22 protein-coding genes are annotated in these 23,428 nt (G+C 65.8%); 13 read left to right on the top strand and 9 right to left on the bottom strand.

Annotated elements, in window-relative coordinates; all coding sequences use genetic code 11:
* Nucleotides 1-23 precede the first annotated feature (23 nt).
* Complete coding sequence (locus AB4Y98_RS09230; RefSeq protein WP_033832536.1) at nt 24-578, top strand: hypothetical protein; 555 nt, start codon at nt 24-26, stop codon at nt 576-578.
* 89 nt (nt 579-667) lie between these two features.
* Here AB4Y98_RS09230 and AB4Y98_RS09225 read toward each other — a convergent pair whose 3' ends face one another.
* Together AB4Y98_RS09225 and rtcR are read right to left on the bottom strand one after the other, a co-directional pair.
* Nucleotides 668-826 (bottom strand): hypothetical protein, encoded by a 159-nt coding sequence (locus AB4Y98_RS09225; protein WP_442244219.1) that lies wholly within the window; start codon nt 824-826, stop codon nt 668-670.
* A 78-nt stretch (nt 827-904) separates the two neighbouring features.
* On the bottom strand, nt 905-2,497 hold the full coding sequence (rtcR, locus tag AB4Y98_RS09220) for an RNA repair transcriptional activator RtcR (protein ID WP_442244218.1): 1,593 nt from the start codon (nt 2,495-2,497) through the stop codon (nt 905-907).
* A gap of 187 nt (nt 2,498-2,684) precedes the next feature.
* Between rtcR and AB4Y98_RS09215 the strand changes: the two genes are divergently transcribed.
* The 4 genes from AB4Y98_RS09215 (at nt 2,685) to AB4Y98_RS09200 (ending at nt 7,725) form a co-directional block, all read left to right on the top strand.
* Entirely contained in the window at nt 2,685-4,232 is a 1,548-nt protein-coding gene (locus AB4Y98_RS09215) for a VWA domain-containing protein (protein WP_230111241.1), read from the top strand.
* Nucleotides 4,233-4,761: 529 nt separating this feature from the next.
* On the top strand, nt 4,762-5,988 hold the full coding sequence (locus AB4Y98_RS09210; protein ID WP_134833270.1) for an RtcB family protein: 1,227 nt from the start codon (nt 4,762-4,764) through the stop codon (nt 5,986-5,988).
* 81 nt (nt 5,989-6,069) lie between these two features.
* Nucleotides 6,070-7,086: an RNA 3'-terminal phosphate cyclase gene (gene rtcA, locus AB4Y98_RS09205; protein ID WP_025878045.1), complete on the top strand. Its 1,017-nt coding sequence runs from the start codon at nt 6,070-6,072 to the stop codon at nt 7,084-7,086.
* 192 nt (nt 7,087-7,278) lie between these two features.
* Nucleotides 7,279-7,725 carry a universal stress protein gene (locus AB4Y98_RS09200; RefSeq protein ID WP_025878044.1) on the top strand — a complete coding sequence of 149 codons (447 nt, stop codon included), beginning with the start codon at nt 7,279-7,281 and terminating at the stop codon, nt 7,723-7,725.
* Between the two features lie 419 nt (nt 7,726-8,144).
* Here AB4Y98_RS09200 and AB4Y98_RS09195 read toward each other — a convergent pair whose 3' ends face one another.
* A complete protein-coding gene (locus AB4Y98_RS09195) occupies nt 8,145-8,429 on the bottom strand; it encodes a DUF2782 domain-containing protein (RefSeq protein ID WP_025878043.1) in 285 nt (94 codons plus the stop codon).
* A 97-nt stretch (nt 8,430-8,526) separates the two neighbouring features.
* Here AB4Y98_RS09195 and polA point away from each other — a divergent pair, with 97 nt between their 5' ends.
* Nucleotides 8,527-11,301 (top strand): DNA polymerase I, encoded by a 2,775-nt coding sequence (gene polA / locus AB4Y98_RS09190; RefSeq protein ID WP_442244217.1) that lies wholly within the window; start codon nt 8,527-8,529, stop codon nt 11,299-11,301.
* Between the two features lie 315 nt (nt 11,302-11,616).
* Entirely contained in the window at nt 11,617-12,099 is a 483-nt protein-coding gene (locus AB4Y98_RS09185) for a DUF421 domain-containing protein (protein WP_223497144.1), read from the top strand.
* A gap of 37 nt (nt 12,100-12,136) precedes the next feature.
* Here AB4Y98_RS09185 and AB4Y98_RS09180 read toward each other — a convergent pair whose 3' ends face one another.
* The 6 genes from AB4Y98_RS09180 to AB4Y98_RS09155 form a co-directional block, all read right to left on the bottom strand.
* Nucleotides 12,137-13,657 (bottom strand): hypothetical protein, encoded by a 1,521-nt coding sequence (locus AB4Y98_RS09180; RefSeq protein ID WP_312109268.1) that lies wholly within the window; start codon nt 13,655-13,657, stop codon nt 12,137-12,139.
* 130 nt (nt 13,658-13,787) lie between these two features.
* Complete coding sequence (hemF, locus tag AB4Y98_RS09175) at nt 13,788-14,684, bottom strand: oxygen-dependent coproporphyrinogen oxidase (RefSeq protein WP_312788025.1); 897 nt, start codon at nt 14,682-14,684, stop codon at nt 13,788-13,790.
* Nucleotides 14,685-14,694: 10 nt separating this feature from the next.
* Nucleotides 14,695-15,876 (bottom strand): hypothetical protein, encoded by a 1,182-nt coding sequence (locus AB4Y98_RS09170; RefSeq protein WP_442244216.1) that lies wholly within the window; start codon nt 15,874-15,876, stop codon nt 14,695-14,697.
* A 37-nt stretch (nt 15,877-15,913) separates the two neighbouring features.
* Nucleotides 15,914-16,477 carry a hypothetical protein gene (locus AB4Y98_RS09165; protein WP_223497138.1) on the bottom strand — a complete coding sequence of 188 codons (564 nt, stop codon included), beginning with the start codon at nt 16,475-16,477 and terminating at the stop codon, nt 15,914-15,916.
* A gap of 30 nt (nt 16,478-16,507) precedes the next feature.
* Entirely contained in the window at nt 16,508-16,927 is a 420-nt protein-coding gene (locus tag AB4Y98_RS09160) for an NUDIX hydrolase (RefSeq protein WP_312112218.1), read from the bottom strand.
* Nucleotides 16,924-19,296 (bottom strand): S9 family peptidase, encoded by a 2,373-nt coding sequence (locus AB4Y98_RS09155; protein WP_442244215.1) that lies wholly within the window; start codon nt 19,294-19,296, stop codon nt 16,924-16,926. Before AB4Y98_RS09155 ends, AB4Y98_RS09160 begins: the two co-directional genes overlap by 4 nt.
* Nucleotides 19,297-19,463: 167 nt before the next feature.
* Here AB4Y98_RS09155 and AB4Y98_RS09150 point away from each other — a divergent pair, with 167 nt between their 5' ends.
* The 6 genes from AB4Y98_RS09150 (at nt 19,464) to AB4Y98_RS09125 (ending at nt 23,415) form a co-directional block, all read left to right on the top strand.
* Nucleotides 19,464-19,793: a hypothetical protein gene (locus tag AB4Y98_RS09150; RefSeq protein ID WP_428703739.1), complete on the top strand. Its 330-nt coding sequence runs from the start codon at nt 19,464-19,466 to the stop codon at nt 19,791-19,793.
* 37 nt (nt 19,794-19,830) lie between these two features.
* Nucleotides 19,831-20,484, top strand: coding sequence for an RNA polymerase sigma factor (locus AB4Y98_RS09145; protein WP_442244214.1), 654 nt, complete (start codon nt 19,831-19,833; stop codon nt 20,482-20,484).
* Nucleotides 20,481-20,696, top strand: a complete 216-nt coding sequence (locus AB4Y98_RS09140; protein ID WP_442244213.1) for a hypothetical protein — start codon at nt 20,481-20,483, stop codon at nt 20,694-20,696. The genes AB4Y98_RS09145 and AB4Y98_RS09140 overlap by 4 nt, the downstream gene beginning before the upstream one ends.
* 326 nt (nt 20,697-21,022) lie before the next feature.
* On the top strand, nt 21,023-21,331 hold the full coding sequence (locus AB4Y98_RS09135) for a hypothetical protein (RefSeq protein WP_313250347.1): 309 nt from the start codon (nt 21,023-21,025) through the stop codon (nt 21,329-21,331).
* Nucleotides 21,332-21,382: 51 nt separating this feature from the next.
* Nucleotides 21,383-22,594, top strand: coding sequence for a hypothetical protein (locus AB4Y98_RS09130; protein WP_442244212.1), 1,212 nt, complete (start codon nt 21,383-21,385; stop codon nt 22,592-22,594).
* Entirely contained in the window at nt 22,591-23,415 is an 825-nt protein-coding gene (locus AB4Y98_RS09125; RefSeq protein WP_313250349.1) for a hypothetical protein, read from the top strand. The genes AB4Y98_RS09130 and AB4Y98_RS09125 overlap by 4 nt, the downstream gene beginning before the upstream one ends.
* Nucleotides 23,416-23,428 lie beyond the last annotated feature (13 nt).

The raw sequence follows: 23,428 nt of genomic DNA, 5'->3' as shown, positions 1-23,428 counted from the left end.
CCACATCTCCCAGGAACGCCCTCATGACCGAACCCACGCTGCATGTCACCGTGAAGTTGAACGCCAGGCTGCAGCCCGAGCATCGCCATGAGCTGTTCGAGGATCCGCTGGACGCGCTGCTGCAGGCGGCCGAGCTGGGCGGGATCACCGGAGGCGGTACTGCGATGTCCGACGAGGGCGAAGTCGAGTACGGCGATATCGAAGTGGCACTGGTCGATGCCGCGGGCGTGCCGAAGCTGGTCGACCTGCTGGAGCAGCTGGGGGCACCGAAGGGGTCGCAGGTGCAGGGCGCAGGCGAGGCCGACCGCAGCTTCGGCGTGACCGAAGGCCTGGGCATCTACCTGGATGGCCTGACCCTGCCTGACGAGGTGTACGAGCAGTGCGATTCGAACCACGTATTCGAACAGCTGTCCGAGCGCATCGATGGCCTGGGCGAGATCTGCAGCTGGTGGCAGGGCCCGAGCGAGACCGCGCTGTACATGTACGGCCAGTCGTTCGAGGCGATGCGTGAGGCGATCGCCGAGTTCGTCGGCAGCTACCCGCTGTGCCAGAACGCACGCGTGGTGCAGATCGCCTGAAGCTGCGGTTTCGAGTGGAGCGGGCCGGCTGCTCCAGGTGCCGGGATAGCGGCGGCTGCCGGCCAGCGGCCGGCACTACCGCAGCGCGGTCAGCGTGCCAGCGGGGCGGCCGTGGCCTGCTGTGCGTTGTCTGCCTTGGCCAGTGATTTGCCGAACTGGTAGCCACCCACGAGCAGAACGAAGGCAGCGACGCAGGCCAGCACGATGATCAGGCCGGTTTTGGAGGTCGAGCGGGGACGGTCCTGCATGGGAAATCTCCGTTCAGGTGGGTGGTTGCAGCCGGAGCATGCGCCGTGGCCGGTGCGCGCGCAAGCTGTGCCGTCGCGTTACCGGGCCGGACCCCGCACCTGCTCCCAGTCCAGCCCGAACTTCGCCAGGTACTTGCGCAGGCGGTCGGCGTCGTTGGTGCTGGCGCGCTGGGTGCGCGAGACCGCAAACAGCTCGCGCCCGGCGGCGGACAGCGACTTCGAGCGTGCACAGACCCGCACCACTTCTTCCAGCTGCACGCGGTCGAAACGGTCCAGCGCGTCCACGGCCTCGCCCAGCAGGGCATCCAGCGGAGACGGCGCATCGCCACCGCGCCACTGTGCCCGCAGGCGCGCGATCTCGTCGTCCACGCCCTCGATCTGGATGCGCCCGGCGCTGGCCAACGTGGCCAGGCGCATGATTGACGCGCCCAGGTCGCGGAAGTTGCCGCGCCACGCCGCTTCCGGGCTGGTGGCGAATGCGAGATAGCGCGTGCGCGCCTCGGTGTTGAAGCGCACCCGCGCATGTTGGTCCTGCGACCAGCGCTCCAGCTCGAACTCGATGTTCGGTTCGATGTCTTCCATGCGCTGGGCCAGGCCCGGCAGGCGGTAGGTCCACAGGTTGAGGCGCGCCAGCAGGTCTTCGCGGAAGCGGCCTTCCAGCACGGACTGCTGCAGGTCGCGGTTGGTGCCGGCGATCAACTGGAAGTCGCTCTCCACTTCGCGGTCGCTGCCCACCGGCAGGAAGCGCTTCTCTTCCAGTGCCCGCAGCAGCATCGCTTGTTCGTCCTGGCCGAGTTCGCCGATCTCGTCCAGGAACAGCAGACCCTGGTGGGCTGAGCGCAGCAGGCCGGCGCGGTCGCTGGAAGCACCGGTATAGGCGCCCTTGGTATGGCCGAACAAGGTGCTCATCGCACCATCGCCGCGCAGCGTGGCGCAGTTCACCTCGACGAAGCGGCCCGGCAGCTGATGCTTGAGCTTCTTCAACTCGAACACACGCTTGGCCAGCTGGCTCTTGCCGGCGCCGGTCGGTCCCATCAGCAGCATCGGCGCGCGCGAGCGCGTGGCCACCGTTTCGATCTGCTCGATCATGCGGTTGAAGGCGGCGTTGCGGGTGGCGATGCCGCCCTTCAGCAGGTCGCGGTCCTGCAGCTGCTGCTGGGCGAAACGCTGCGCGATGTGGTCGTAACGCGATAGATCGAGGTCGATGACCGCGTACGTGCCGGCGGCGCCGTCCTGCTTGCGCGGCGGCGAGGTCTGCAGCAGTCGCCCGGGAAAGTGCCGGCTCTCGGTCAGCAGAAACCAGCAGATCTGCGCCACATGCGTGCCGGTGGTGATGTGGACGTAGTAGTCCTCCTCCTCCGGCTGGAACGGATAGCTGGCGAGGAAGTCATGCAGGGTGGCGTAGACCCCTTCGAACTCCCACGGATCTGCCAGGTAGGTGTCGTGGCGCTGCACGCTGATGCCCGGCGCAGCCTGTACCAGATCCTCGCAGACCACGCGCGCCAGCTTGCTGTAGCGGCGCTCATCCAGCAGCAGCTCGATGCGGTCGGGCAGGAAATCCTCATGCATGCCCAGCGACACCGTCGGGCGCCACTTCTGCCAGCGGCCCGGCCCTTCGCCCGCGTCGAGCTGGGTGCCGAGCATGCCGAAGACCACCTGTCGACGCGCCATATCCATTCCTATAAAAGATGCGCCGACAATATATATCTTTTTACAACGATCCGCTGATCAAGACAGCTCGATTCACAAGAAATTTCATGAAAATCAATCACATGGATTCTCATGGAAAAAGTTGGCACGGCCATTGCTCTATATCCAGCAAGACACGACGCGGGCTGTTCCCGCCGAGGACATCAACATGGCCAACCTTTCGCTCTTCTCCTGGATGCGCACCCCGCAGCCGCCGCAGGCAGACACCGTCAATGAAGCCGGTGGCCTGGCCTACCGCCGCGACTCGCGTGCAGCGCTGGCGCTGTATGCGGCCACCGGGTGCCTGAACAACACTTTCTACAGCGACGCCGAGGCGCAGCTGCAGCAGGTGCTGGCGCTGACCGCGCAGGTCGAGCCGCGCTTCATCGCCCGCACCGCGCTGTACGCCCGCCAGGTTGCGCACATGAAGGACATGCCGGCACTGCTGCTGGCGGTGCTGAGCCTGCGCGATCCGGAGGCGTTCGCCCTGGTGTTCCCGCGGGTGATCGACAACGGCCGCCAGCTGCGCACGTTCGTACAGATCATGCGTAGCGGCCAGGTGGGGCGCCGTTCGCTGGGCTCGCTGCCCAAGCGCAGGGTGCGTGAGTGGATCCAGCAGGCGTCGGCGGAAACGCTGGTGCGTGCGGCAATCGGCCAGCAGCCGTCGCTGGCCGACCTGATCCGCATGGTGCACCCGAAGCCGGCCAACGCCGAGCGCAAGGCGCTGTATGCATGGATCATCGGTCGTCCGTACGACGAGGTGCAGCTGCCGGCAGTGGTGCAGGCGTACGAGGCGTTCAAGCGTGACCCGCGCGGACTGCCGCCGGACCTGCCGTTCCAGTACTACAGCACGCTGCCGCTGGATGCGGCGCAGTGGTCGGCACTGGCCCGCAACGCATCGTGGCAGTCGATGCGGATGAACCTCAACACGTTCGCCCGCAATGGCGTGTTCAATGATCCGGCGATGGTGCAGGTGATCGCGGATCGCCTGCGTGATCCGCAGCAGGTGCGTCGTGCCCGTGTGTTGCCCTACCAGCTGCTGATGGCGTTCCACGCGGGCGCTGGCTTGCCGCCGCCGATCCTGGAAGCGCTGCAGGATGCGATGGAGATCGCGACGGCATCGGCGCCGGCATTGCCGGGGCGGGTGGTGGTGGCGGTGGACGTATCCGGTTCCATGCAGTCGCCGGTAACCGGCTACCGCAAGGGCGCCAGTACCGCGGCACGCTGTGTGGACGTGGCGGCGCTGGTTGCAGCCTGCGTACTGCGCGGGCAGCCGCAGGCCAAGGTATTGCCGTTCGACACCGAGGTGCGCCACGTGCGGCTGAACCCGCGCGACAGCGTGATGACGTTGGCCCGCCAGCTGGCGATCAACGGTGGCGGTACGTCGGTCAGCGCGCCGCTGCACTACCTCAACCTGCGGCGCGAGCCGGTGGACCTGGTGGTGATGGTGTCGGACAACGAGAGTTGGCGTGACACCCGCAGCGGCGGCCAGACGGCCACGATGCTGCAGTGGGATGCACTGAAGCGTCGTTGCCCGCAGGCGCGGCTGGTGTGCATCGACCTGCAGCCGGTGTCCAGCAGCCAGACCGTGCAGCGCGGTGACGTGCTGCACATCGGAGGCTTCAGCGATGCGGTGTTCGACCTGATCGCGCAGTACGCCGCTGCGGCCGAAGACGGCAGCAGCTGGGTCGAGCGCATCCAGGACATGGCGTTGTAAGGCGGCAAGGATGTCGCCACGGACCGCCCGGCTGGCAATGGGGCCAGCCGGGCAGGGCCAGGAATTCGTTTTTGCGGTGAATGCTGGTGGAACTACATTGGTTGTCCCTTCGGGGTCGGGTTCGAGTCCCGCGTTTCCTGCCTGTCGTGAGGAAGCAGACGTTCCACTTCCCTTGTCACCGTACCTTTTCAAACGGCACCGGCAACGGCGCCGATGCTTCACCGCCGGCAGTGCGAATGCCGGAGGAACTACAGCCTCTTAAGCTCCAGGTCGCGGGTTCGACTCCCGCCTGCCGCGGCAACGCGGCGGTAGCTCAGTGGTAGAGCAGGATGTTCCTCCAGATTCTTGTCGTGCTGCCGGCACCTTCGCTTTCGTTGCGCGGGGAATGCAGGTGGAACTACATCGGAAGCCCTTCGGGGTCGGGTTCAAGTCCCGGCCGTCCCCCACGGCAACGTGGGTGACGGAATGTTCCACCACCCTTGTCACCGCACCTTCTTAGTTTTTGCTTTGGATGAAAGGAAACATCACCATGACCACCCTCAATTACGACGTGATCCAGCAGCCGGGTGCTGCACCGATCAAGCTGTGGACCCGCGGCGTGCCGCTGGAAGACCAGGCGCGCGAGCAGCTGCAGAACATCGCCAAGCTGCCCTTCATCCACAAGTGGATCTCGGTGATGCCCGACGTGCACCTGGGCAAGGGCGCGACCGTGGGTTCGGTGGTGCCGACCATCGGCGCGATCATTCCTGCAGCGGTGGGCGTGGACATCGGCTGCGGCATGATCGCGGTGCGCACCACGCTGGTTGCCAGCGACCTGCCGGACAACCTGTCGGCGGTGCGCAGCGCGATCGAGCGGGCGGTGCCGCACGGCCGCAGCGTTACCCGCGGGGGCCGTGACAAGGGCAGTTGGGACACGCCGCCCGAACTGGCTGTGGAAGGCTGGGCGCAGCTGGTGGATGACTTCGCATTGATCTGCGAGCGTCACCCGCGCCTGAAGAACACCAACAACCTCAAGCACCTGGGAACGCTGGGTACCGGCAACCACTTCGTCGAGGTCTGCCTGGACCAGGAGCAGCGCGTGTGGTTCATGCTGCACTCCGGTTCGCGTGGCGTAGGCAATGCCATCGGCACCTACTTCATCGAGCTGGCCAAGCAGGAAATGCGCCGCTGGATGATCAACCTGCCCGACCAGGACCTGGCCTACCTGCCCGAGGGCAGCCAGCACTACGGCGACTATGTGTTCGCGGTGGACTGGGCGCAGCGTTTCGCACGCATGAACCGCGAGGTGATGATGCGCAACGTGGTGGCCGCGGTGCGTACGGTGATCAGCAAGCCGTTCGAGGCCGAGGCCGAGGCGGTGAACTGCCACCACAACTACGTGAACCGCGAGACCCACTTCGGCAAGGAAGTGATGCTGACCCGCAAGGGCGCGGTGAGTGCGCGCAAGGGCGAACTGGGCATCATTCCGGGCAGCATGGGGGCCAAGAGCTTCATCGTGCGTGGCCTCGGCAACGAGGACAGCTTCCACAGCTGCAGCCACGGTGCCGGCCGCGTGATGAGCCGTACCCAGGCACGCAAGCTGATCACGGTGGATGACCACGCCAAGGCCACCGCGCACGTGGAGTGCCGCAAGGATGCGGAGGTGGTGGATGAATCGCCGGCGGCCTACAAGCCGATCGAGGCGGTGATGGAGGCCCAGCGCGATCTGGTCGAGATCGTGCACACGCTGCGCCAGGTGGTGTGCGTGAAGGGATGAGGCAACCCGTGCGCGGCGTACACTGCGCCGCGCACGGCAGCAGGGCCCGGCATCGAACAACGGGCACGGAGGAACAGACAGATGGACATGATTGAACTGGATGGCGGGCACGGAGGCGGACAGCTGCTGCGCTCGGCACTGACCCTGAGCCTGTGCACCGGCACCGGCTTCACGCTGCACAACATCCGCGCGATCCGGCGCAAGCCGGGGTTGATGCGCCAGCACCTGACCGCGGTGAACGCTGCGGCGCGGGTCGGCAACGCCTGTGTGCACGGTGCAGAACTGGGCGCTACCTCGTTGCGTTTCGAGCCGGGGCGGGTGAGCGCCGGCACCTACCACTTCGCGACCGGCAGCGCCGGCTCGGCCACGCTGGTGCTGCAGACCGTACTACCCGCGCTGTGGCGCGCGCAGGGGCCGTCGCAGCTGCGCCTGGAAGGCGGTACCCACAATCCGCTGGCACCCAGCGCGGATTTCATCGCGCAAAGCTATCTGCCGGCGCTGGGCCGGATGGGCGTGCAGGCGTCGATGCAGCTGCTGCAGCACGGTTTCCATCCAGCCGGTGGCGGCGTGATGGAGGTGCAGGTGCAGCCGTGCGCGGCGTTGCAGCCGCCGTCGTTGGAGGTGCGTGCACCGTTGCAGGCGATCGAGGCACAGGTGCTGATGTCCGGCCTGTCCAGCGGCATCGGCCTGCGCGAACTGCAGGTACTGGCCGAGACGCTGGGCGTGGACCCGCACCCGCGCAACGTGCAGTCGATACGGCCGGCGCTGGGACCGGGCAACGTCGCCCTGGTGCGCGTGCGTCATGGTGATCACGTGGAGGTGTTCAGCGGCCACGGCGAGCGCAGTGTCTCCGCCGAGCAGGTCGGGGCGCGCCTGGCCGGGCAGGTCAAGCAGTACCTGGACGGGACCGGTGCTGTTGGCGAGTACCTGTCCGACCAGTTGCTGCTGCCGATGGCGCTGGCGGGCGGCGGTGCGTTCACCACCCACGTGCTGAGCGATCACCTGGTCAGCAATGCGCGGTTGATCGAGAAGTTCCTGCCGGTGGAATTCGACTGGCAGCCGCACGACGGTGGCTGGCGGGTGACGGTGCAGGCCTGAGTGCCCGCCGGGCGTGGCCCGGCGCTACCGGAGCATTCCAGTCGCCTGTCGATCCTGGGCGCGTCGGCCGATCATGCCGCGCTGCGCAGGCATCGCTGCGCGCTGTCGGATTGATCCTGCGCAAGGCACGATCTCCACACAGGCTGTGTAATGGTGTCGTTCCCACTGGCTGGATCACCGCGGAGCCCCACCATGTACAAGCGCATCCTGATCGCCACCGATGGCTCGGAGCTGGCCGACAAGGGCCTGGCCAAGGGCCTGGAGCTGGCCAAGGACCTCAACGCCGAGGTCGACATCGTCACCGTCTCCGAGCCTTGGGCCGTCGGCATGTACGACGCCATGGGCTGGAGCGTGGGCTACATGAACAGCCCCGAATACAAGGCCGACCGAGAGGAAGGCGCGCAGAAGGTGCTGCAGCCGGCCCTGGCCAAGGCGGCCGAGCAGGGCATCACCGCCAATCCGGTGCATGTGCTGGACCGCTACGCGGCCGACGGCATCATCGAGACGGCGGGCCAGCGCAACAGCGATCTGATCGTAATGACCTCGCACGGCCGCCGCGGCGTCACCCGCGTGCTGCTGGGCAGCCAGACCGCCGAGGTGCTGGCGCGCAGCACGCTGCCGGTGCTGGTCATCCGCTGATACGGAAGCGTTCCCGGGGAGGGGACCCGACGCCGGCCGCAGGATGCGCGCCGGCGTTGTTTTTTATCGGCGGCCCGAAGAGCATCCACGCATGGCGTGGATCTACTCCAGTTCACCGTCAAAGGTCCACGCCATGCGTGGATGGGGCCACCGCAATGCCAGTAGATCCACGCCATGCGTGGATGGGGCCACCGCAATGCGCAGTAGATCCACGCCATGCGTGGATAGGGCCACCGCAATGCCCAGTAGATCCACGCCATGCGTGGATGGGACCACCGCAATGCGCAGTAGATCCACGCCATGCGTGGATGGGGCCACCGCAATGCCCAGTAGATCCACGCCATGCGTGGATGGGCCGGGCCGATCGCCTTGATGGGGTCAGAGCCCTTTCCTGCGGAAAGGGATCCGACCCTGTCGCATCACCAGCTGTACAGCTTCCAGTACACCGGCGACACGCCATCCTTGTCGTTGTCGAAGCGGCCATCGCCGTTCTTGTCGTACATGTAGAACGGGGCGCCACGTGCCGGCGTCACCTTGACCATGCGCAACTGGCCGGACACCCGGTATTCCTCGATGGTGTCGCCGTTGTCCATGGTCCGCTTGGAGACATCGGCGCCCTTGACGTCCACCGGGGGAGCGCCTGCACCGCCCATGCTGGCGCAGCCAGCAAGCAGGAGCAGGGAAGCCAGCATCAGGGTCTTCATCGGCGGGGCCTTTGCCTGGAAAGAGCCTTGATTATGCCCCATCGCCGCGTCGCTGCCGTGTCGCCGCGATGCAGGAACAGGCGCGTAGAATCGACACATGAGCAGATTAGTCCTGATCGACGGGTCCAGTTACCTGTACCGCGCGTTCCACGCGCTGCCGCCCCTGTCCAATGCACAGGGTGAGCCCACCGGCGCGCTGTTCGGCGTGGTCAACATGCTGCGCTCGACGCTGAAGGAGCGCCCGGCCTACGTCGCCTTCGTCGTCGATGCCCCCGGCAAGACCTTCCGCGATGACCTGTACGACCAGTACAAGGCCAACCGCCCGCCGATGCCCGATGAACTGCGCAGCCAGGTTGAGCCAATGTGCCGCATCGTCGAAGCACTGGGCATCAGCATCCTGCGCATCGAAGGCGTGGAGGCCGACGATGTGATCGGCACCCTGGCCCTGCAGGGCGTGGCACAGGACCTGAAGGTCACCATCTCGACCGGCGACAAGGATTTCGCCCAGCTGGTCCGGCCCGGCATCGAACTGGTCAACACCATGACCGGCAGCCGCATGGATTCGGACGCGGCGGTGATGGACAAGTTCGGCGTGCGTGCGGACCAGATCGTCGACCTGCTGGCGCTGATGGGCGACACCGTGGACAACGTGCCCGGGGTGGAGAAGTGCGGGCCGAAGACGGCCGCCAAGTGGCTGGCCGAATACCAGCATCTGGACGGGGTGATGGCAGCGGCGCCGACGATGAAGGGCAAGATCGGCGAGAACCTGCGCGCCGCGCTGGAGCGGCTGCCGCTGAACAAGGAGCTGGTGACCATCCGCACCGACGTCGCCCTTGATGCCAGCCCGACCACACTGGCGCTGCGTGATCCGGATGTGCCCACGCTGGGCGAGCTGTACCTGCGCTATGGCTTCACCCAGGCGTTGAAGGAGCTGGGCGGTCCGATCGCCGCTCCGGCGCAGGTCAGCGAGGCCACACCCAGCCTGCGCGGCACCGCGGCCGGCTTTGCCCGTGGCAGCGCCGAAGCGCCGCCGGCGGGCGAGCTCGATCCTGCGCTGTCGGCGCCCGGCGAGTACGAGACCGTGCTGACCACAGAGCAGCTGCAGGCCTGGGTCGCGCGCGTGCAGCAGGCCGATCTGATCAGCTTCGATACCGAGACCGACGCGCTGGATGCGATGCGCGCGCGGCTGGTGGGCATCAGCCTGGCGGTGGAGCCGGGCAAGGCCGCCTACATCCCGGTCGGCCATGACTATCCGGGCGCGCCGGCACAGCTTCCGCTGGCACAGGTGCTCGATGCGCTGCGGCCGGTGCTGCAGGATCCGGCGAAGAAGAAGCTGGGCCAGCATGGCAAGTACGACCTGCATGTACTGCGCCGCCATGGCGTGGACGTGCAGGGCTACCACGACGACACCATGCTTGAGAGCTTCGTGCTCAATTCCACCGCCACCCGCCACGACATGGATTCGCTGGCCCTGCGTTACCTGGGCTACAACACCATCAAGTTCGAGGACGTGGCAGGCAAGGGCGCCAAGCAGATTTCGTTCTCGCAGGTGGGCATCGACGAGGCCGGCCGCTACGCCGCCGAAGACGCCGACATCACCCTGCGCCTGCACCACGCGCTGCAGCCGCAGCTGCTGGCCGAACCGACCCTGGACAGCGTGTACCGCAGCATCGAGATGCCGCTGGTACCGGTGCTGACCAGCATCGAAGCCAATGGCGTGCGGATCGACACCGACGAACTGCGCCGGCAGAGCCAGGACCTGTCCTCGCGCATGCTGGCCGCGCAGCAGAAGGCCACTGAACTGGCCGGGCGCAGCTTCAACCTGGATTCGCCCAAGCAGCTGCAGGCGGTGCTGTTCGATGAGCTGAAGCTGCCGGCGGTGGTGAAGACCCCCAAGGGCCAGCCCAGCACCAATGAAGAGGCGCTGGAGGCGATTGCCGAGCAGCACGTTCTGCCCCGGGTGATCCTCGAGTACCGTGGCCTGGCCAAACTGCGCAGCACCTATACCGACAAGCTGCCGGAGATGGTCAACTCCGAAACCGGCCGGGTGCACACCAGCTACCACCAGTCCGGTGCCGCCACCGGCCGCCTGTCCTCGTCCGATCCGAACCTGCAGAACATCCCGATCCGCACCGAGGATGGCCGCCGCATCCGCCGTGCGTTCATCGCCCCGGAAGGCTTCCAGCTGCTGGCGGCCGACTATTCGCAGATCGAGCTGCGGATCATGGCGCATCTGTCCGGAGACCCGGGCCTGGTGCGGGCCTTCGAGCAGGGCGCCGACGTGCATCGCGCCACCGCCGCCGAGGTGTTCGGCCGCACCCTGGAAGAAGTGACCAGCAACGAGCGCCGCGCGGCCAAGGCGATCAACTTCGGCCTGATGTACGGCATGAGTGCGTTCGGACTGGCCCGCAACCTCGGCATCGACCGCGGCCAGGCGCAGGATTACGTGGCGCTGTACTTCAGCCGCTATCCGGGCGTGCGTGACTTCATGGAGCGCATGCGCGAGCAGGCCCGCGAGCAGGGCTACGTGGAGACCCTGTTCGGTCGCCGGCTGTACCTGAACGACATTCATGCACGTAACCAGGGCCTGCGTGCTGGCGCTGAACGTGCGGCGATCAATGCACCGATGCAGGGCACCGCCGCCGACATCATCAAGCGCGCCATGGTCGATGTGGACAAATGGCTGCGTGACAGCGGCGCACCGGCGCGGATGATCCTGCAGGTGCACGATGAACTGGTGTTCGAAGCCGAGGCCGGTTTCATCGAAGAACTGCGTAGCAATGTCGTGCAGCGCATGTCGCAAGCGGCACAATTGCGGGTGCCGTTGGTGGTCGATACCGGTACTGGCAGCAATTGGGATGAGGCGCACTGAGTCGCATTCAGGCCGAAAACGCCGTGAATTCGTTCATTTGCATGATATTTCTGACTCAAACATGAATGTTTCCCTGATGGGTGCTTATTAAATTGGGCCCCTTCACGAACCGTTAGTGTTCGGAGTGCTTCTATAACTCCCGACAGGCGCAATGCCTGTCGTGGATCTCTCCCATCCCCTGGAGCAGATCTCGGAACGGGGGCTCCTCCCCAAGCGCCCGTTCCCCGGCCCCGTTGACCTCCCCCTGGTCAGCGGGGCTTTTTATTTTTGCGCTGCTGCGCCACGCTGGGCCACCGCCCAGCAGGGAAACCCGCGATGCCCGATCTGTTCGACTTGGCGATGCCGTGGTGGGAATTCATCCTGCGCGCGGTGGTGGTCTACGCAGTCGTGCTGGGCATGGTCCGGCTCAGCGGCAAGCGCGCGCTGGGACAGGTCACCCCGTTCGACGTGCTGCTGATCGTGCTGCTGGGCAACGCGGTGCAGAACGCATTGCTGGGCACCGATACCTCGCTGGCCGGCGGCCTGCTGCTGGCCGCCACGCTGATCCTGCTGAACTATGGCGTAGGCTGGATCACCGCCCGCAGCCGCCGCATGGAACGGCTGATCGAGGGCGAACCGGTGGTGATCGCGCGCAACGGCAAGCTCTTCGACAGTGTGCTGCGGCGCGAGCTGGTCAGCCGCGCCGATTTCGATGTCGCCATGCGCCAGCAGAGCTGCATCGGCGTGGAAGAAGTGGAACTGGCACTGCTGGAAACCAACGGCCACATCACCATCATTCCCAAGCGCAAGGACGAGTGAGCGGGTGCGGTGGGCCGTCGTGGTGCTGCGCTTGCTGCTATTGCTCCGCGGCCTGCGCCTTCATGCCGGCCCAGTCACGTGTGGCGTCCACATCGCAGGCTACATGGGTGCCCTTGCCGTCCTTGGCGCAGATCGCCGCCATCGTCTGCGGTACCTTGGGGTCGGCAGTATGTGCATAGCCTGCGGCGAGCCCCAGGCAGCCATCGCGCACGCCGGCGCTGCACAGCTTGATGAAATAGGGCTGGGCCTGCGCCCACTTCTCCGCGCTGTGCAGTTCCTCACCCGCGACCTTGCAGCCGAGCAGCTTGCCGTCGTTGCAGCATGACGCGGCACCGCCCTTGCGGGCCAGGATCGGGCAGTCCAGCGGCTGCGGAATCTCCACGAATGCCGGCGGCGGCTGGCAGCTCGTCGCGGACTTGTCCATGCGCTGGTAGTAGCCGTAGCGGTTGTCCTTGTCCATCCCGGCCAGGGTTCCGTTGCTCAGTGGCTGCAGTACGAAATCGCTGCCGACGTCACGACTGATCAGGATCCTGCCGTCCTGCACGCGTGCGCGCAGGCGGGTGCCGACACCCTCCACTTCGACCAGGCCGGCATCCAGGAACCGCAGCGGCGACAGCAGGCCAAGCTCGGCCTCGAAGCGGCCGCAGGGAAGCGCGGTAGCCGCGACCGGGGTCAGCGCCGCCGGCGCCAGCGGGGTCAGCATCGCCAAGCCCTTGGCCGGGCCACAGGCGTAACTGCCCTCGCGCTGCGTGCAGGAGCGCTGCAGGGCCTGCTGCGCCTGCTGCAGGCGTCCGCCGTTCCACAGCGCCTCGGCCACGTTGCTGCAGAATGACTCGCCCTGCTGCTGCGCGCACAGCGCCGCCAGTTCGTCCAGCTGCGCTGCTGGCAGCGGTGCGTCCAGCGTCCGCTCCAGGCCCATCACCGCCCTGCCCATCAGTTCGCCGGCCATGGCCTTCATGACGGCCATGCACGCTTCTCCCTCCTCGGGCGATGCGTCATCGCGGCAGTAGGGCGGCATCTGCGGCTCGGCCTGGGCACGCTGCGGCTGAGCCTCCTCGGCCTGGCGCTGGTAGGTCTCCTGCAGTTGGGTGCAGGCCGCCTCCACGCCCTCGCTGCACCAGGCGTGCAGCTGCGTGGGCGCGGCCTCGGGCAGTGCCTCCAGGCAGTCGCTGGTGTCGGCCATGCAGCTGCCTTCGACCATCTCCGGTACCGGCTTGCAGGCGGCCGCTGCTCGCAGGTGGAACGTGTGGTACCCGCCGGTGACCGTACGGTCGTTGTCGCTGAACTCCCAGTTCTCCAGGCGGCCGGTGGACAGGTTGCCAGTGCCCAGCAGGTTGTCCTGGCGTACCAGCCGCAGCCGTTCCGTGGCCTGGTAGGGGCCCGAAAGGAAGCCGTGGGCTTCGCTTTCGATGGTCAGGCTGGCGTTGCCATCGTCCTGCAGGTAAGTGCCGCAGGCCATCGACTGCGCAGCCACCGGCAGGCTGGGCACGGCCAGCGCGAGCAGCAGCATGGCGCGCCAGGTGGTCATCCGGCGGCGTAGGGAAACAACAACGGGCATCACGGTCTTCCTTGATTCAAAACAAGAGGGGGAATGAAGCCGAGCACGCCGCAGCGGGGCCACCGCCACGCGTGCGGCGGTGCCGGGATTGCGCAGCGGCAACGCGTGCAGCGTCCCGTGCCCGAAGCGCCTACAGCCAGTCGCGGGGCACCAGGTAATCGGCCAGGCGCGCTTCGGCGCTGCCGTCTTCCGGGCTGAAGCCGTACTCCCAGCGCACGCGCGGGGGCAGGCTCATCAGGATGCTCTCGCTGCGGCCGCCGCTCTGCAGGCCGAACAGCGTGCCGCGGTCGTAGACCAGGTTGAACTCCACGTAGCGGCCACGGCGGTACAGCTGGAACTCGCGCTCGCGTTCGCCGTAGGGCGTATCCTTGCGCTGCTGCACGATCGGCAGGTAGGCATCGAGGAAGCCATCGCCGACCGCACGCAGGTAGGCGAAATCGCGTTCGAAATCGCCGTGCAGATCATCGAAGAACAGACCACCCACACCGCGCGTCTCATTGCGGTGGCGCAGGAAGAAATACTCATCGCACCAGCGCTTGTGCGCCGCGTAGCGCTCTTCACCGAACGGTGCACACAGATCGCGTGCCACCCGATGCCAGTGCTGCACGTCCTCGTCGAACGGGTAGAACGGGGTCAGGTCGAAGCCACCGCCGAACCAGCTGGCCACCACTTCGCCATCGCGCTGTGCCTGGAAGAAACGCACGTTGGCGTGGGTGGTCGGCACGTAGGGATTGAGCGGGTGGAACACCAGCGACACCCCGGTGGCGCGCCATGAGGCACCGGCCAACTCTGGCCGGTTGGCGGAGGCCGAGGGCGGCAGGCGGCTGCCGGCCACATCGGAAAAGCCGATGCCGGCCTGCTCGAACACTGCGCCATCGCGCAGCACGCGGGTGCGACCGCCGCCGCCCTCGGCACGCTGCCACAGGTCTTCCTGGAAGCGTGCCCGGCCATCGGCGGACTCGATCGCCGCACAGATGCGGTCCTGCAGGTCGGTGAGGTAGGCGCGAACGCGCTCGAATTCGTTCATGGCGCGTACTTTACCGCAGGGACGTGCGCGGGCCCTCGCTGGCTGCGCATTGCGTCGTGCCCGGCTGGCGCTGGTAACGCTGGTAGCCGGTCCAGGCATCCATGCCCAGCAGGTCGCCATTGGCCAGCAGGCGCAGCACATGATCGCTGCCGTGGTCATTGCGCAGGTGGATGGCACCGTCCAACAGGCGTACTTGCGAGCGCTGGCCACCGATCGTCGCGTAGCCATCGTCACCGAACGCAACCGCATCGAGGGTGCCGCCGTCGGCCCGGTACAGGCCACAGGGCGACTCGGTCGCATCGACCAGGCGCAATGCAGCACCGAGTGCCTGCAGGGGCTCGACCCGTTCGCATGCGCTGTAGCGACCGCTGTCGCAGACCACCTGCAACGCCTGCACGGCCGCCCGCGGATCGCGCGCATTCAACTGCTGCTCGGCCACTTCGGTGCAGAAGCGGCCAGCACGCTGCTGCAGGCACAGCTGCTGCAGCTGGTCGCGCTGCGCCGCCGGCAGTTCCACCCACGCTGGATCGATGCCACGGGCGAACGCCTGGCCGCTGGCCTGTGCCACGGCGGCGGCCAACGCGTCACGACGGGCATCACGGCAGGTCAGTACCTCCTCGCGCTCCGCATCGGTGGTGCAGGGCGCCGGTGCGGCGGTAGCCAGCGCTACGCCCTTGGCAGACGCGGCGGCGAGGAGCGCATCGTCCACGTAGCCCAGCAACAGGCCGCTGCAGGCCGCGCCCACGCCCTGTTGGCAGGCGGTCAGCAGCTGCGGCGGCGTCGCCGCGTGCAGGCGAGCCATGCAGCGGTTCGCATCGGCCAGGCAGCTGCCGGCGGCGTTCACGGCCACCGGCTGGCAGACCGCCGGTGCACGCAGCTGGTAGTCCTGCAGCGTGTCGTTGATGCGCCTGCCATCGGCACTGGCAGTGAGCGCTGTTGCCACGCCGTCATCCAGGTTGACCAGCACCAGGCCGTTGCCATCGCGTTCGATCTGCAGCGATTCGAGATCAAAGCCCGTCGCCAGGCGACGGCCCCGGTTGTGTGAATCGATCACCAGCGCGGCATCATTCTGCGAATTGACGTACCGGCCACATCGCAGCGGCGCGGGCGTGGAAGCGGAGGCTGCGGCCGGCGCCGGCGGGGTGGCCAGCAGCGCAGTGACGACCAGAAGCATTCGGAGCAGGGCAGGCATGCGACATCCTTGTCGAAGGCGGAACGCGGGAGGGGAGTCAGCGGAAGCGGCAGCGGATGTCCGGTCGCAGCAGGCGCCAGCCCAGCCAGCCCTGCAGCCCCGCGAACAGCACCGAGGTACCGACCAGTGTCAGGGTGAACAGCACACGCTGCACCTGCAGCTCATGCTGCGCCGTGGGGTCGCTGGCGAGCAGCGCGATCAACACCAGCAGCAGGCGGTCCATCCACCAGGCGATCACGAAGTTGGCCAGCGCGCTCAGGCCGAGCATCCACACATAGGCCCACAGCCCCCACCGGCGCCCGCGCCACAGGCCCCAGCTGGCCAGGGTCGAGACCAGGCAGAGCAGGGCAACCAGAAGCGAGGTGGCCGCCGGGTGTTTCAGCATCCACCACAGGCTGCCGTCGAGCTGCTGCTCCCACGCTACTGTCACCAGCGTGGTCCAGAATTCGGTGCGGGCCAGTGCCGCCGCCATCAGCGCCTGCGCGAGGAAGTAGAGGGTGACCAGCAGGCACAACCAGAACGAGCCCTGCGCCACTGCGCCGACCCAGTTGTTGGGTGGAGGTGGGGTGGGGGCGGGAATCGGGGGAATCGAGGCTGACATCCGTTGTCCGGCTGGGCGGTGCCCGCTTCGTCAGCGAGCCGTCGCCAGGGCGGCGACCGCCGGCAGGATATGGTGTTCGCTCAAGGGTGCCAAGGGCTGGCCGTGCGGCGGCTGCAGCGGTACCCAGGCCAGTTCGGCGATCTCCGCACGCGCGCACGGCTCACCTTCGATCCAGACCCGCCAGGCCTGTGCCTGCACGCGGTGGCCGGGCTCGTTCACCGCCCAGTCCTCGAAACTCCCGAGTGCGATGGCGGAAGCGGTGTGCAGCTGCACGCCCAGTTCCTCGTCCAGCTCGCGTGCAAGTGCCTGCAGCGGCTCCTCGCCCGGCTCGGGCTTGCCGCCCGGCTGCATGAAGCGGCTGGCACCGTGCTTGCGCACGACCAATGCCCGGCCGCGATCATCGAGGATGACCGCGGCCACGATGTGGATCGTGGCCGCGGCAGCACTCACTTCAGGTTCTGCTCGAACAGCTTGAGGATGCGCTTGTACTGGTCCAGCCAGGAATCAGCACGCACGTAGCCGTGGCGCTCCAGCGGGTACGGCGCGATCGACCAGTTGTCCTTGTGCAGCTCGATCAGACGCTGGGTCAGGTTCACCGAATCCTGGAAGAACACGTTGTCGTCCATCATGCCGTGGGCGATCAGCAGGTTGTCCTGCAGGTTCTGTGCGTACTCGATCGGCGACGACACGCGGTACGCCTCCGGATCGATGTCCGGGGTGTTGAGGATGTTGCTGGTGTAGCCGTGGTTGTACTGGTGCCAGTCGACCACCGGGCGCAGCGCGGCGCCGGCCTTGAACGTGCCCGGCGAGCGGAACAGGGCCATGAAGGTCATGAAGCCGCCGTAGGAGCCGCCGTAGATGCCGGCGTGGTCACGGTCGCCCTGCTGGGTGTCGACCAGCCAGTCCAGGCCGTCCTTGTAGTCTTCCAGTTCCGGGTGGCCCATGTTGCGGTAGATCGCCGTGCGCCAGTCGCGGCCGTAGCCCTCGCTGCCGCGGTAGTCCATGTCCAGCACGATGTAACCCTTCTGCACCAGCAGGTTGTGGAACATCTGCTCGCGGAAGTAGGCCGGGTAGCGCTGGTGCACGTTCTGCAGGTAGCCGGCACCGTGCACGAACATCACGACCGGGTACTTCTTGCCGGGTTCCTTGTTTTCCGGCTCGTAGTACTTGGCCCAGACCACGCCGGCGCCATGTTTGGACGGCACCGCCACCAGCTTCGGCTGGATCCACTGGCGCGCCTTGTACTCGGCGGTGCGGGTATCGGTCAGCACGCGCGCCTGGCCAGCGCCGGTGCTCGGCACCACCGCCAGCTGCGCCGGCAGGTAGGCGCCGGAATAGCGCACCAGCAGCTGCTGGCCGTCCGGCGACAGCGAGAAGTCCTCCACGCCATTGAGGCTGGTCAGTTCGCGCACCTGGCGGGCAGCGGTATCGACCGCGCAGACTTCGTAGTCATGCGGGGCCTGCTGGTTGCACAGGAAGTAGAAGCCCTTGCCGTCGGCGGACAGCACCGGCGCCGAGGTTTCCCACTTGCCGCTGGTCAGCGCCTGCGGCTTGCCGCCACCGGCCTGGGTGTACAGGTGCGAGAAGCCGGATTCCTCGGACAACAGCCACAGCGTGCGGCCATCGGCCATCCAGCCGAAATCGTTGAAGCCCCAGTTGATCCAGGCGTTGTCGGTCAGCCGGTGGCGGTTCTGCACGCGGCCGTCGGCGGCAGCAACGCTGACGATCCAGCGGTCCTTGTTGTCGTTGGCGCGCAACATCACTGCGGCCTGCTGGCCGTCAGCACTCCAGCGGATGCCACCGCCCATGAAGTCGCTCATCACCTGCACGCTGCGGTCGCCCTTCAGCGCGTCCTTGCCGGCCTTGCGGCGCAGCTCGGCCAGCGGATCGGTGCCGATGCCCGGCAGGCTGGACAGCGACAGCTTCTCGGCCTTGCCGCTGCGTACATCCACGAACCACAGGGTGTGCGGCTCGAAGCCGTTGCGACCGACGCGGGGACGGGTGTCCTCGGTTTCCTCATAGCCCGACTCGGTCACGTACAGCGGCATCTTGCCGCCGCGGCCGTCATCGAAGTCCTTCGGCTTGGTGGTCACGATCAGGTGGCCCAGGTCCGGCGACAGCACGCTGTCGACGATCTCCACGTCGGCACCCAGGAACACCGGACCCGGTGCGCGGGTCGGGTCGGCCTGGCGCCAGCGCTGGTCCTGGTCCTTCAGCGCCTCGCGCTGTTCGCGGTCGCGGCGCAGGGTTTCCAGCGTGCGCAGCTGCTGGTCGCGCAGCACGTCGGCCTTCGGCGGCGTGCTGGGATCCTTGTCGGCCTTCAGGCTGGCCACCTGCTGCACGCCGCTGGCGGCGGTCCAGTGGAACCAGTTCTGGCCGACCCGCCAGATCACGCCGTTGTCGGCGGCGAAGTTCACACCGCTGGCGCGCTCGTTGCTGCGGGTCAGCTGGGTCAGTGCGCCGCTGCGCAGGTCGCGCACGAACACGTCGCCGTTGCGCACGAACGCGCTGCGCGTGCGGCTGCGGTCGTACACCGGATCGGCCACGTCCAGGCTGCCGCGCTGGTCATCGGCCACCTGCGCGGCCACGCCACCGGCGATCGGCTGGCGGAAGGTGTCGCGCACCGGGCTGCCGTTGCGCTTGAGCTGGTATTCCACCTGCTGGCTGTTCCACGACCACCAGGCCTTCTCCACCGGCGGACCGATCCAGTCCGGGTCGGCCATGGCCTGTTCGATGGTGATCGGCGTCGGCGCGGCCTGGGCGGCCGGAGCGGCCAGCATGGCAGACAGCAGGAGGGACAGGGGCAGCACTCGGGACATGGGCGGACGGCACCAGAAGAGGAAACCGGGCAAGCGTAGCAGCCGCAACGGCCGGGGGAGGGGGCCACAGGTCATGGCAGCGGGATTGGCAAAGTGGTGCAACCGGTCGGCAGGGTCGCGCATCCAATCTCCTGAACCCGCATCATCCACCGGACAGGAGCACGACCATGCAGGAACTCATCCCGATCACCCTCTTCATCTGCACCGCCTATGCGATCCATGCCATCGCCGATGCGCGTGCGCGCGGCAAGCTGGTGGCACCGCACGTGCCGGAAGAGGTGATCCGCTCGCTGGCGGTGCTGGAAGAGGAGCGCCGCCGCCAAGGCGCGCTGCGCTGGGGCATCAGCCTGGTCTGCCTGGCACTGGCCATGGCGCTGCTGGAAGCCATCGGTGCACGCGACCTGACGTTCGGCGCTGCCGCCGCGATGGTCGGCAGTGCCGGCCTGGGTCAGCTGCTGGCCTGGCACTTCACCCGCCCCACAGTGCGCAAGGGCTGAGCCGGCGCATGCTGCGGGCACAGGGAGAGCCCCACGCATGAGCCTGCTCGGGGAGGCGCTGGCCGCATTGCGGGGGCGACGTCGGCAGGATGCCGCGACGGCAACCATATCCGCCGAGCCGCTGGATGCGGACCAGGCGCTGGTGCGCGCCATCATCGACGGCTCGCAACCGGCCTTCACGCAGCTGGTGGAAATACACCAGCGCACCTGCGCGCATGTGATCGGGCGCATGGTCGGCGACCGCGACCACGTGGCCGACCTGCTGCAGGAAACGTTCCTGGCGGTGTTCCGCCAGCTGCATCGGTTCCGTTTCGAATCTTCACTGCGGACCTGGATTTCGCGCGTGGCCTACACCACCGCCCTGCAGTACCTGCGGCGGCGGAGACTGGAAGCGCAGTGGATGGTGGCGGTGGAAGCGCCCGAGGAATTGGGGATTGGTAACGACGGGCCGGGCCCGGCGGAACTCAGCGAGACACTGCAGGCCGGCCGCCACCTCGGCGCGGCGCTGGAACGATTGAGTGCGCCGCAGCGCCTGATCGTAGGCCTGCATTATCTGGAGGATTTCGATCTGGCCGAGATCGAACAGGTGACAGGCCTGGCCCGCGGTACCATCAAGAGCCACCTGTACCGTGCGCGCCAGGTCCTGAAGCAGGAAATGGTGCGGCATGCCACCGCCGGAGAACTGTTGTGAACCGACCGACCGATTCTCGCGATGCGGAAGAGCGCGCGCTGGCAGACGCGTTGCGTGAGCAGGCGCAGCAGGAAGAGACGCCGGATGTGAGTGAGGCGTTGCGAAAGCGCATTACCTCCGAATCACGCGATAGCGGCGTGGGCTATGTCGTGGTGCAGGTGCTGTTGTTTGGTGCGCTTGTGGCGGGGGTCATCTGGTACTTCTGGCGCTGACCGTATCCGGCGGCGCGTGAGACGCATTCTGCGCGGTCTGGCATATCAATGGACTGCTGATGAATTCCTTCGCATCTGTGAGCCGCGTCAGTCAGTGGCGAATAACGCCGGATTGCGACGTGGCAGCGCCATCGTTCTGGTGCCGGGTCTGCTGTCAATCACTCTGCGTCGGCGCGTCTCATGAGGATAGTTGCAAAGTCCTCCGTCGCTGTTGATATCGATGCACAGCTTGGAGAAATCTCGATCGTCGGCAACCGCTGGCGCTGGTCGGAGCCGCGAAGGCCCGCACCCATTTCCCGCTGTACGAACTTCAATGGAGCTGAATCATGTCGAAGATCGACAAATCTGTGCTTCTCCCCCCAACTCTCATAGCGCTACTTGGCCTGTCAGGCATGGCAACTGCAGCGCAGCCGGACGTGCTTGTGCCGGCTCAGGAGATCTCGATCCTGGAGATCACTATCCAAAGCGAGAGCGCGGTACACGTAATTTCTGGCGATCATGAAATCGCAGGAACCCAGTGCACCAGCTATTCAAGTGGAGGTACTCATTGTGGCCATTACTCCACAGGGGACCAACAAAAAGAGGTGTTCAAGGGCGATCACGCGGTCCCGAAAATCCAGAAGTTCAACGTCTGATGGAACGAGCGATCGCCATCAAGGCGATCGCTCACCATCCAGGAGCGATTGATGGAGCTGTCCCTTGAAGATCTGAAGCGCGCACTCGATGAACCTAGCAGGACTGCCGACGTGTGCTCGACATTGTTGGGCGCATGGTTCGAAAATATTTCGCGACGCTTGGGTGATGCCCTTTCAGCGAAGGGGAGTGAAGGATCGGAGAGCAGAGCCGCGGTCGATGCGGTCGCCCGATCCATCCCTCATCTCGACTCGTCGGCAAGGCGAAGGCTTCTTGGTTCGCCATGGGTATCCGGATTCTTGGACAACCCCTCGGGCGTTGCCTATGAGAATGAGAATGGGGAGTCGATTTCGACAATTCACGCGTTGTTGCTCGCCGTGCTCGCGGAGAACCCCGACCGGCAGCTTCATTGTGGGTCGGGTGAGCTTTCGGATCAAAGTCCTCACGAAAGTGCGCTGGGCGACTGGACTCTCAAGCACCACAGAGGCGGCACTGAAAGGGTGCAGCGTCCCCGACTTGGTGGAGTGATCGTCCTTGATGGGGATAGTCGGCTCTCACGCAGGTACGAGGCAGAGAGCGGGACATTCTGTCGTCCATGCCTGGATATCTCACAGGAGGAGATGGACGCAATAGGAGAAAAGCTCGAAGCGGCTATTCACATGCTGGACGAGGCAGCGCCACATCTGGGCTTGTTGGTCCGAACATTCACAAGGCGTGTGCTTGTAAGGAAGTCAATTGAAGAAGGCGAAGACGTGGCCCTGCTCAATCTCGGCTCGGAGTATCGGCCCATCCATGCAGGTTGTATTCGGATGCTGAATGTCCATCGGACAGAGATGACCGTTGACCTGTGCGCGGAGGCGATTCTGCACGAATCGGTGCACTCCTTCCTGTCAGCGTATGAAGACGTCTACGGAAAATTCATGTCTGGTTCGATCAGGGTTCGGCCTGTTTCGCCGTGGTCAGGAAACTTCATTCCCAATCACTCGCTGGCGCATGCAGTGTTCGTCTATTACGCGATACATCAGCTTCTCGACCACGTGCGGAGGTGTCCCTCCACCTTCGACCCGATCATGCTCAAGAGAATGAAACGAAGGCTGATGCATGTTGATGGTGGGTTCTTCATTGAAAGCAGGATGTCTGCCCTCTTTCTGTTGGACTTTCCCGCGTCGGCGGAATTCATGGGGCTGGTGGATAACGTGCAGAGCGTGATCAAGCGAATTGATCGCCTTTCGGCAGATGGCGAGATCGCAGAGGATCTGACATGACGAGTGGCGCAATTGTCATTCACTCTGACCGGCAGGATGTTGTTGCAGCGGCTCTCAGTGGCATTGGCGGCATCAGCGTGATTCATCTTGACGAGCTGACCTCCGCATGGCCGGTTCAAGAAGCAACGCCCATTGCTCCCATGGACTTTGATCGGATTCGGACGTCTCGTCCGGGTTACGTCATCAACAGGGTATTTGATCTTTCCTGTTGCGAAATTGGCACGAGGCTCCGAAATTGCGGTTTGCATGAGAACTGGGCGCATGCAGCATTGGGGGTGGTATTGGGTCAGACCGTTGCGTTGGCGCATGGGATCGGTCCCCGCGGCGTCAGCAGATCTCGCTTGCCTCTCAACGCGCAGTGGAAGCTGATCGCTGATCGAGCTCCTGGGATCAACGTTCCTCTGTTCGCTTTCGGATTTGGTCATCGTATGCCGGACATTTCGCATCTCAAGGATCCCGTGCAGAAGTCTGTCTGGTCGTACTTCAGATGGGATGGTGAATCAGATGTAACAGAGGGGGAGGATCAATGGCATCCGTTCTTTGTCGAGCGTCCCGATGGAATGCCCGTGATCTGCAGCTATCACGGCGAAGCGATTGATCTGGAGTTTCCGCGAGGTCCGGTAGCGATCAATGGCGAGCTCCTTTCCACTCTCGTCGTAGCCTGTCGCGAAACGTTTGACAGCCGAATGGGTGAGGTTCTCTTTTACCAGAAGGATGAGAGGGTCACCTTTTACGCCTTCAGCCCGTATATGGCCAGCGTCGGCGATTCCAACAGAATCAGGGATCTCCTTCTGCGTGGAATGCCCTTCGCTTTTGCCTAGAGGCCAGGCCGAC

This window comes from Stenotrophomonas sp. 2YAF26 (assembly GCF_052114625.1).
Taxonomy (GTDB): Bacteria; Pseudomonadota; Gammaproteobacteria; order Xanthomonadales; family Xanthomonadaceae; genus Stenotrophomonas; species Stenotrophomonas indicatrix.
This window is presented reverse-complemented; position numbering and strand designations above follow the sequence as displayed.

Coding starts and splice junctions, on each gene's coding strand:
- AB4Y98_RS09145 (WP_442244214.1), top strand. CDS start 19,831: ATGAGCCTGCTCGGGGAGGCGCTGGCCGCATTGCGGGGGCGACGTCGG.
- AB4Y98_RS09195 (WP_025878043.1), bottom strand. CDS start 8,429: ATGAAGACCCTGATGCTGGCTTCCCTGCTCCTGCTTGCTGGCTGCGCC.
- AB4Y98_RS09125 (WP_313250349.1), top strand. CDS start 22,591: ATGACGAGTGGCGCAATTGTCATTCACTCTGACCGGCAGGATGTTGTT.
- AB4Y98_RS09155 (WP_442244215.1), bottom strand. CDS start 19,296: ATGTCCCGAGTGCTGCCCCTGTCCCTCCTGCTGTCTGCCATGCTGGCC.
- AB4Y98_RS09130 (WP_442244212.1), top strand. CDS start 21,383: ATGGAGCTGTCCCTTGAAGATCTGAAGCGCGCACTCGATGAACCTAGC.
- rtcR (WP_442244218.1), bottom strand. CDS start 2,497: ATGGCGCGTCGACAGGTGGTCTTCGGCATGCTCGGCACCCAGCTCGAC.
- rtcA (WP_025878045.1), top strand. CDS start 6,070: ATGGACATGATTGAACTGGATGGCGGGCACGGAGGCGGACAGCTGCTG.
- AB4Y98_RS09215 (WP_230111241.1), top strand. CDS start 2,685: ATGGCCAACCTTTCGCTCTTCTCCTGGATGCGCACCCCGCAGCCGCCG.
- AB4Y98_RS09135 (WP_313250347.1), top strand. CDS start 21,023: ATGTCGAAGATCGACAAATCTGTGCTTCTCCCCCCAACTCTCATAGCG.
- AB4Y98_RS09230 (WP_033832536.1), top strand. CDS start 24: ATGACCGAACCCACGCTGCATGTCACCGTGAAGTTGAACGCCAGGCTG.
- AB4Y98_RS09180 (WP_312109268.1), bottom strand. CDS start 13,657: ATGCCCGTTGTTGTTTCCCTACGCCGCCGGATGACCACCTGGCGCGCC.
- hemF (WP_312788025.1), bottom strand. CDS start 14,684: ATGAACGAATTCGAGCGCGTTCGCGCCTACCTCACCGACCTGCAGGAC.
- polA (WP_442244217.1), top strand. CDS start 8,527: ATGAGCAGATTAGTCCTGATCGACGGGTCCAGTTACCTGTACCGCGCG.
- AB4Y98_RS09150 (WP_428703739.1), top strand. CDS start 19,464: ATGCAGGAACTCATCCCGATCACCCTCTTCATCTGCACCGCCTATGCG.
- AB4Y98_RS09170 (WP_442244216.1), bottom strand. CDS start 15,876: ATGCCTGCCCTGCTCCGAATGCTTCTGGTCGTCACTGCGCTGCTGGCC.
- AB4Y98_RS09200 (WP_025878044.1), top strand. CDS start 7,279: ATGTACAAGCGCATCCTGATCGCCACCGATGGCTCGGAGCTGGCCGAC.
- AB4Y98_RS09165 (WP_223497138.1), bottom strand. CDS start 16,477: ATGTCAGCCTCGATTCCCCCGATTCCCGCCCCCACCCCACCTCCACCC.
- AB4Y98_RS09210 (WP_134833270.1), top strand. CDS start 4,762: ATGACCACCCTCAATTACGACGTGATCCAGCAGCCGGGTGCTGCACCG.
- AB4Y98_RS09225 (WP_442244219.1), bottom strand. CDS start 826: ATGCAGGACCGTCCCCGCTCGACCTCCAAAACCGGCCTGATCATCGTG.
- AB4Y98_RS09185 (WP_223497144.1), top strand. CDS start 11,617: ATGCCCGATCTGTTCGACTTGGCGATGCCGTGGTGGGAATTCATCCTG.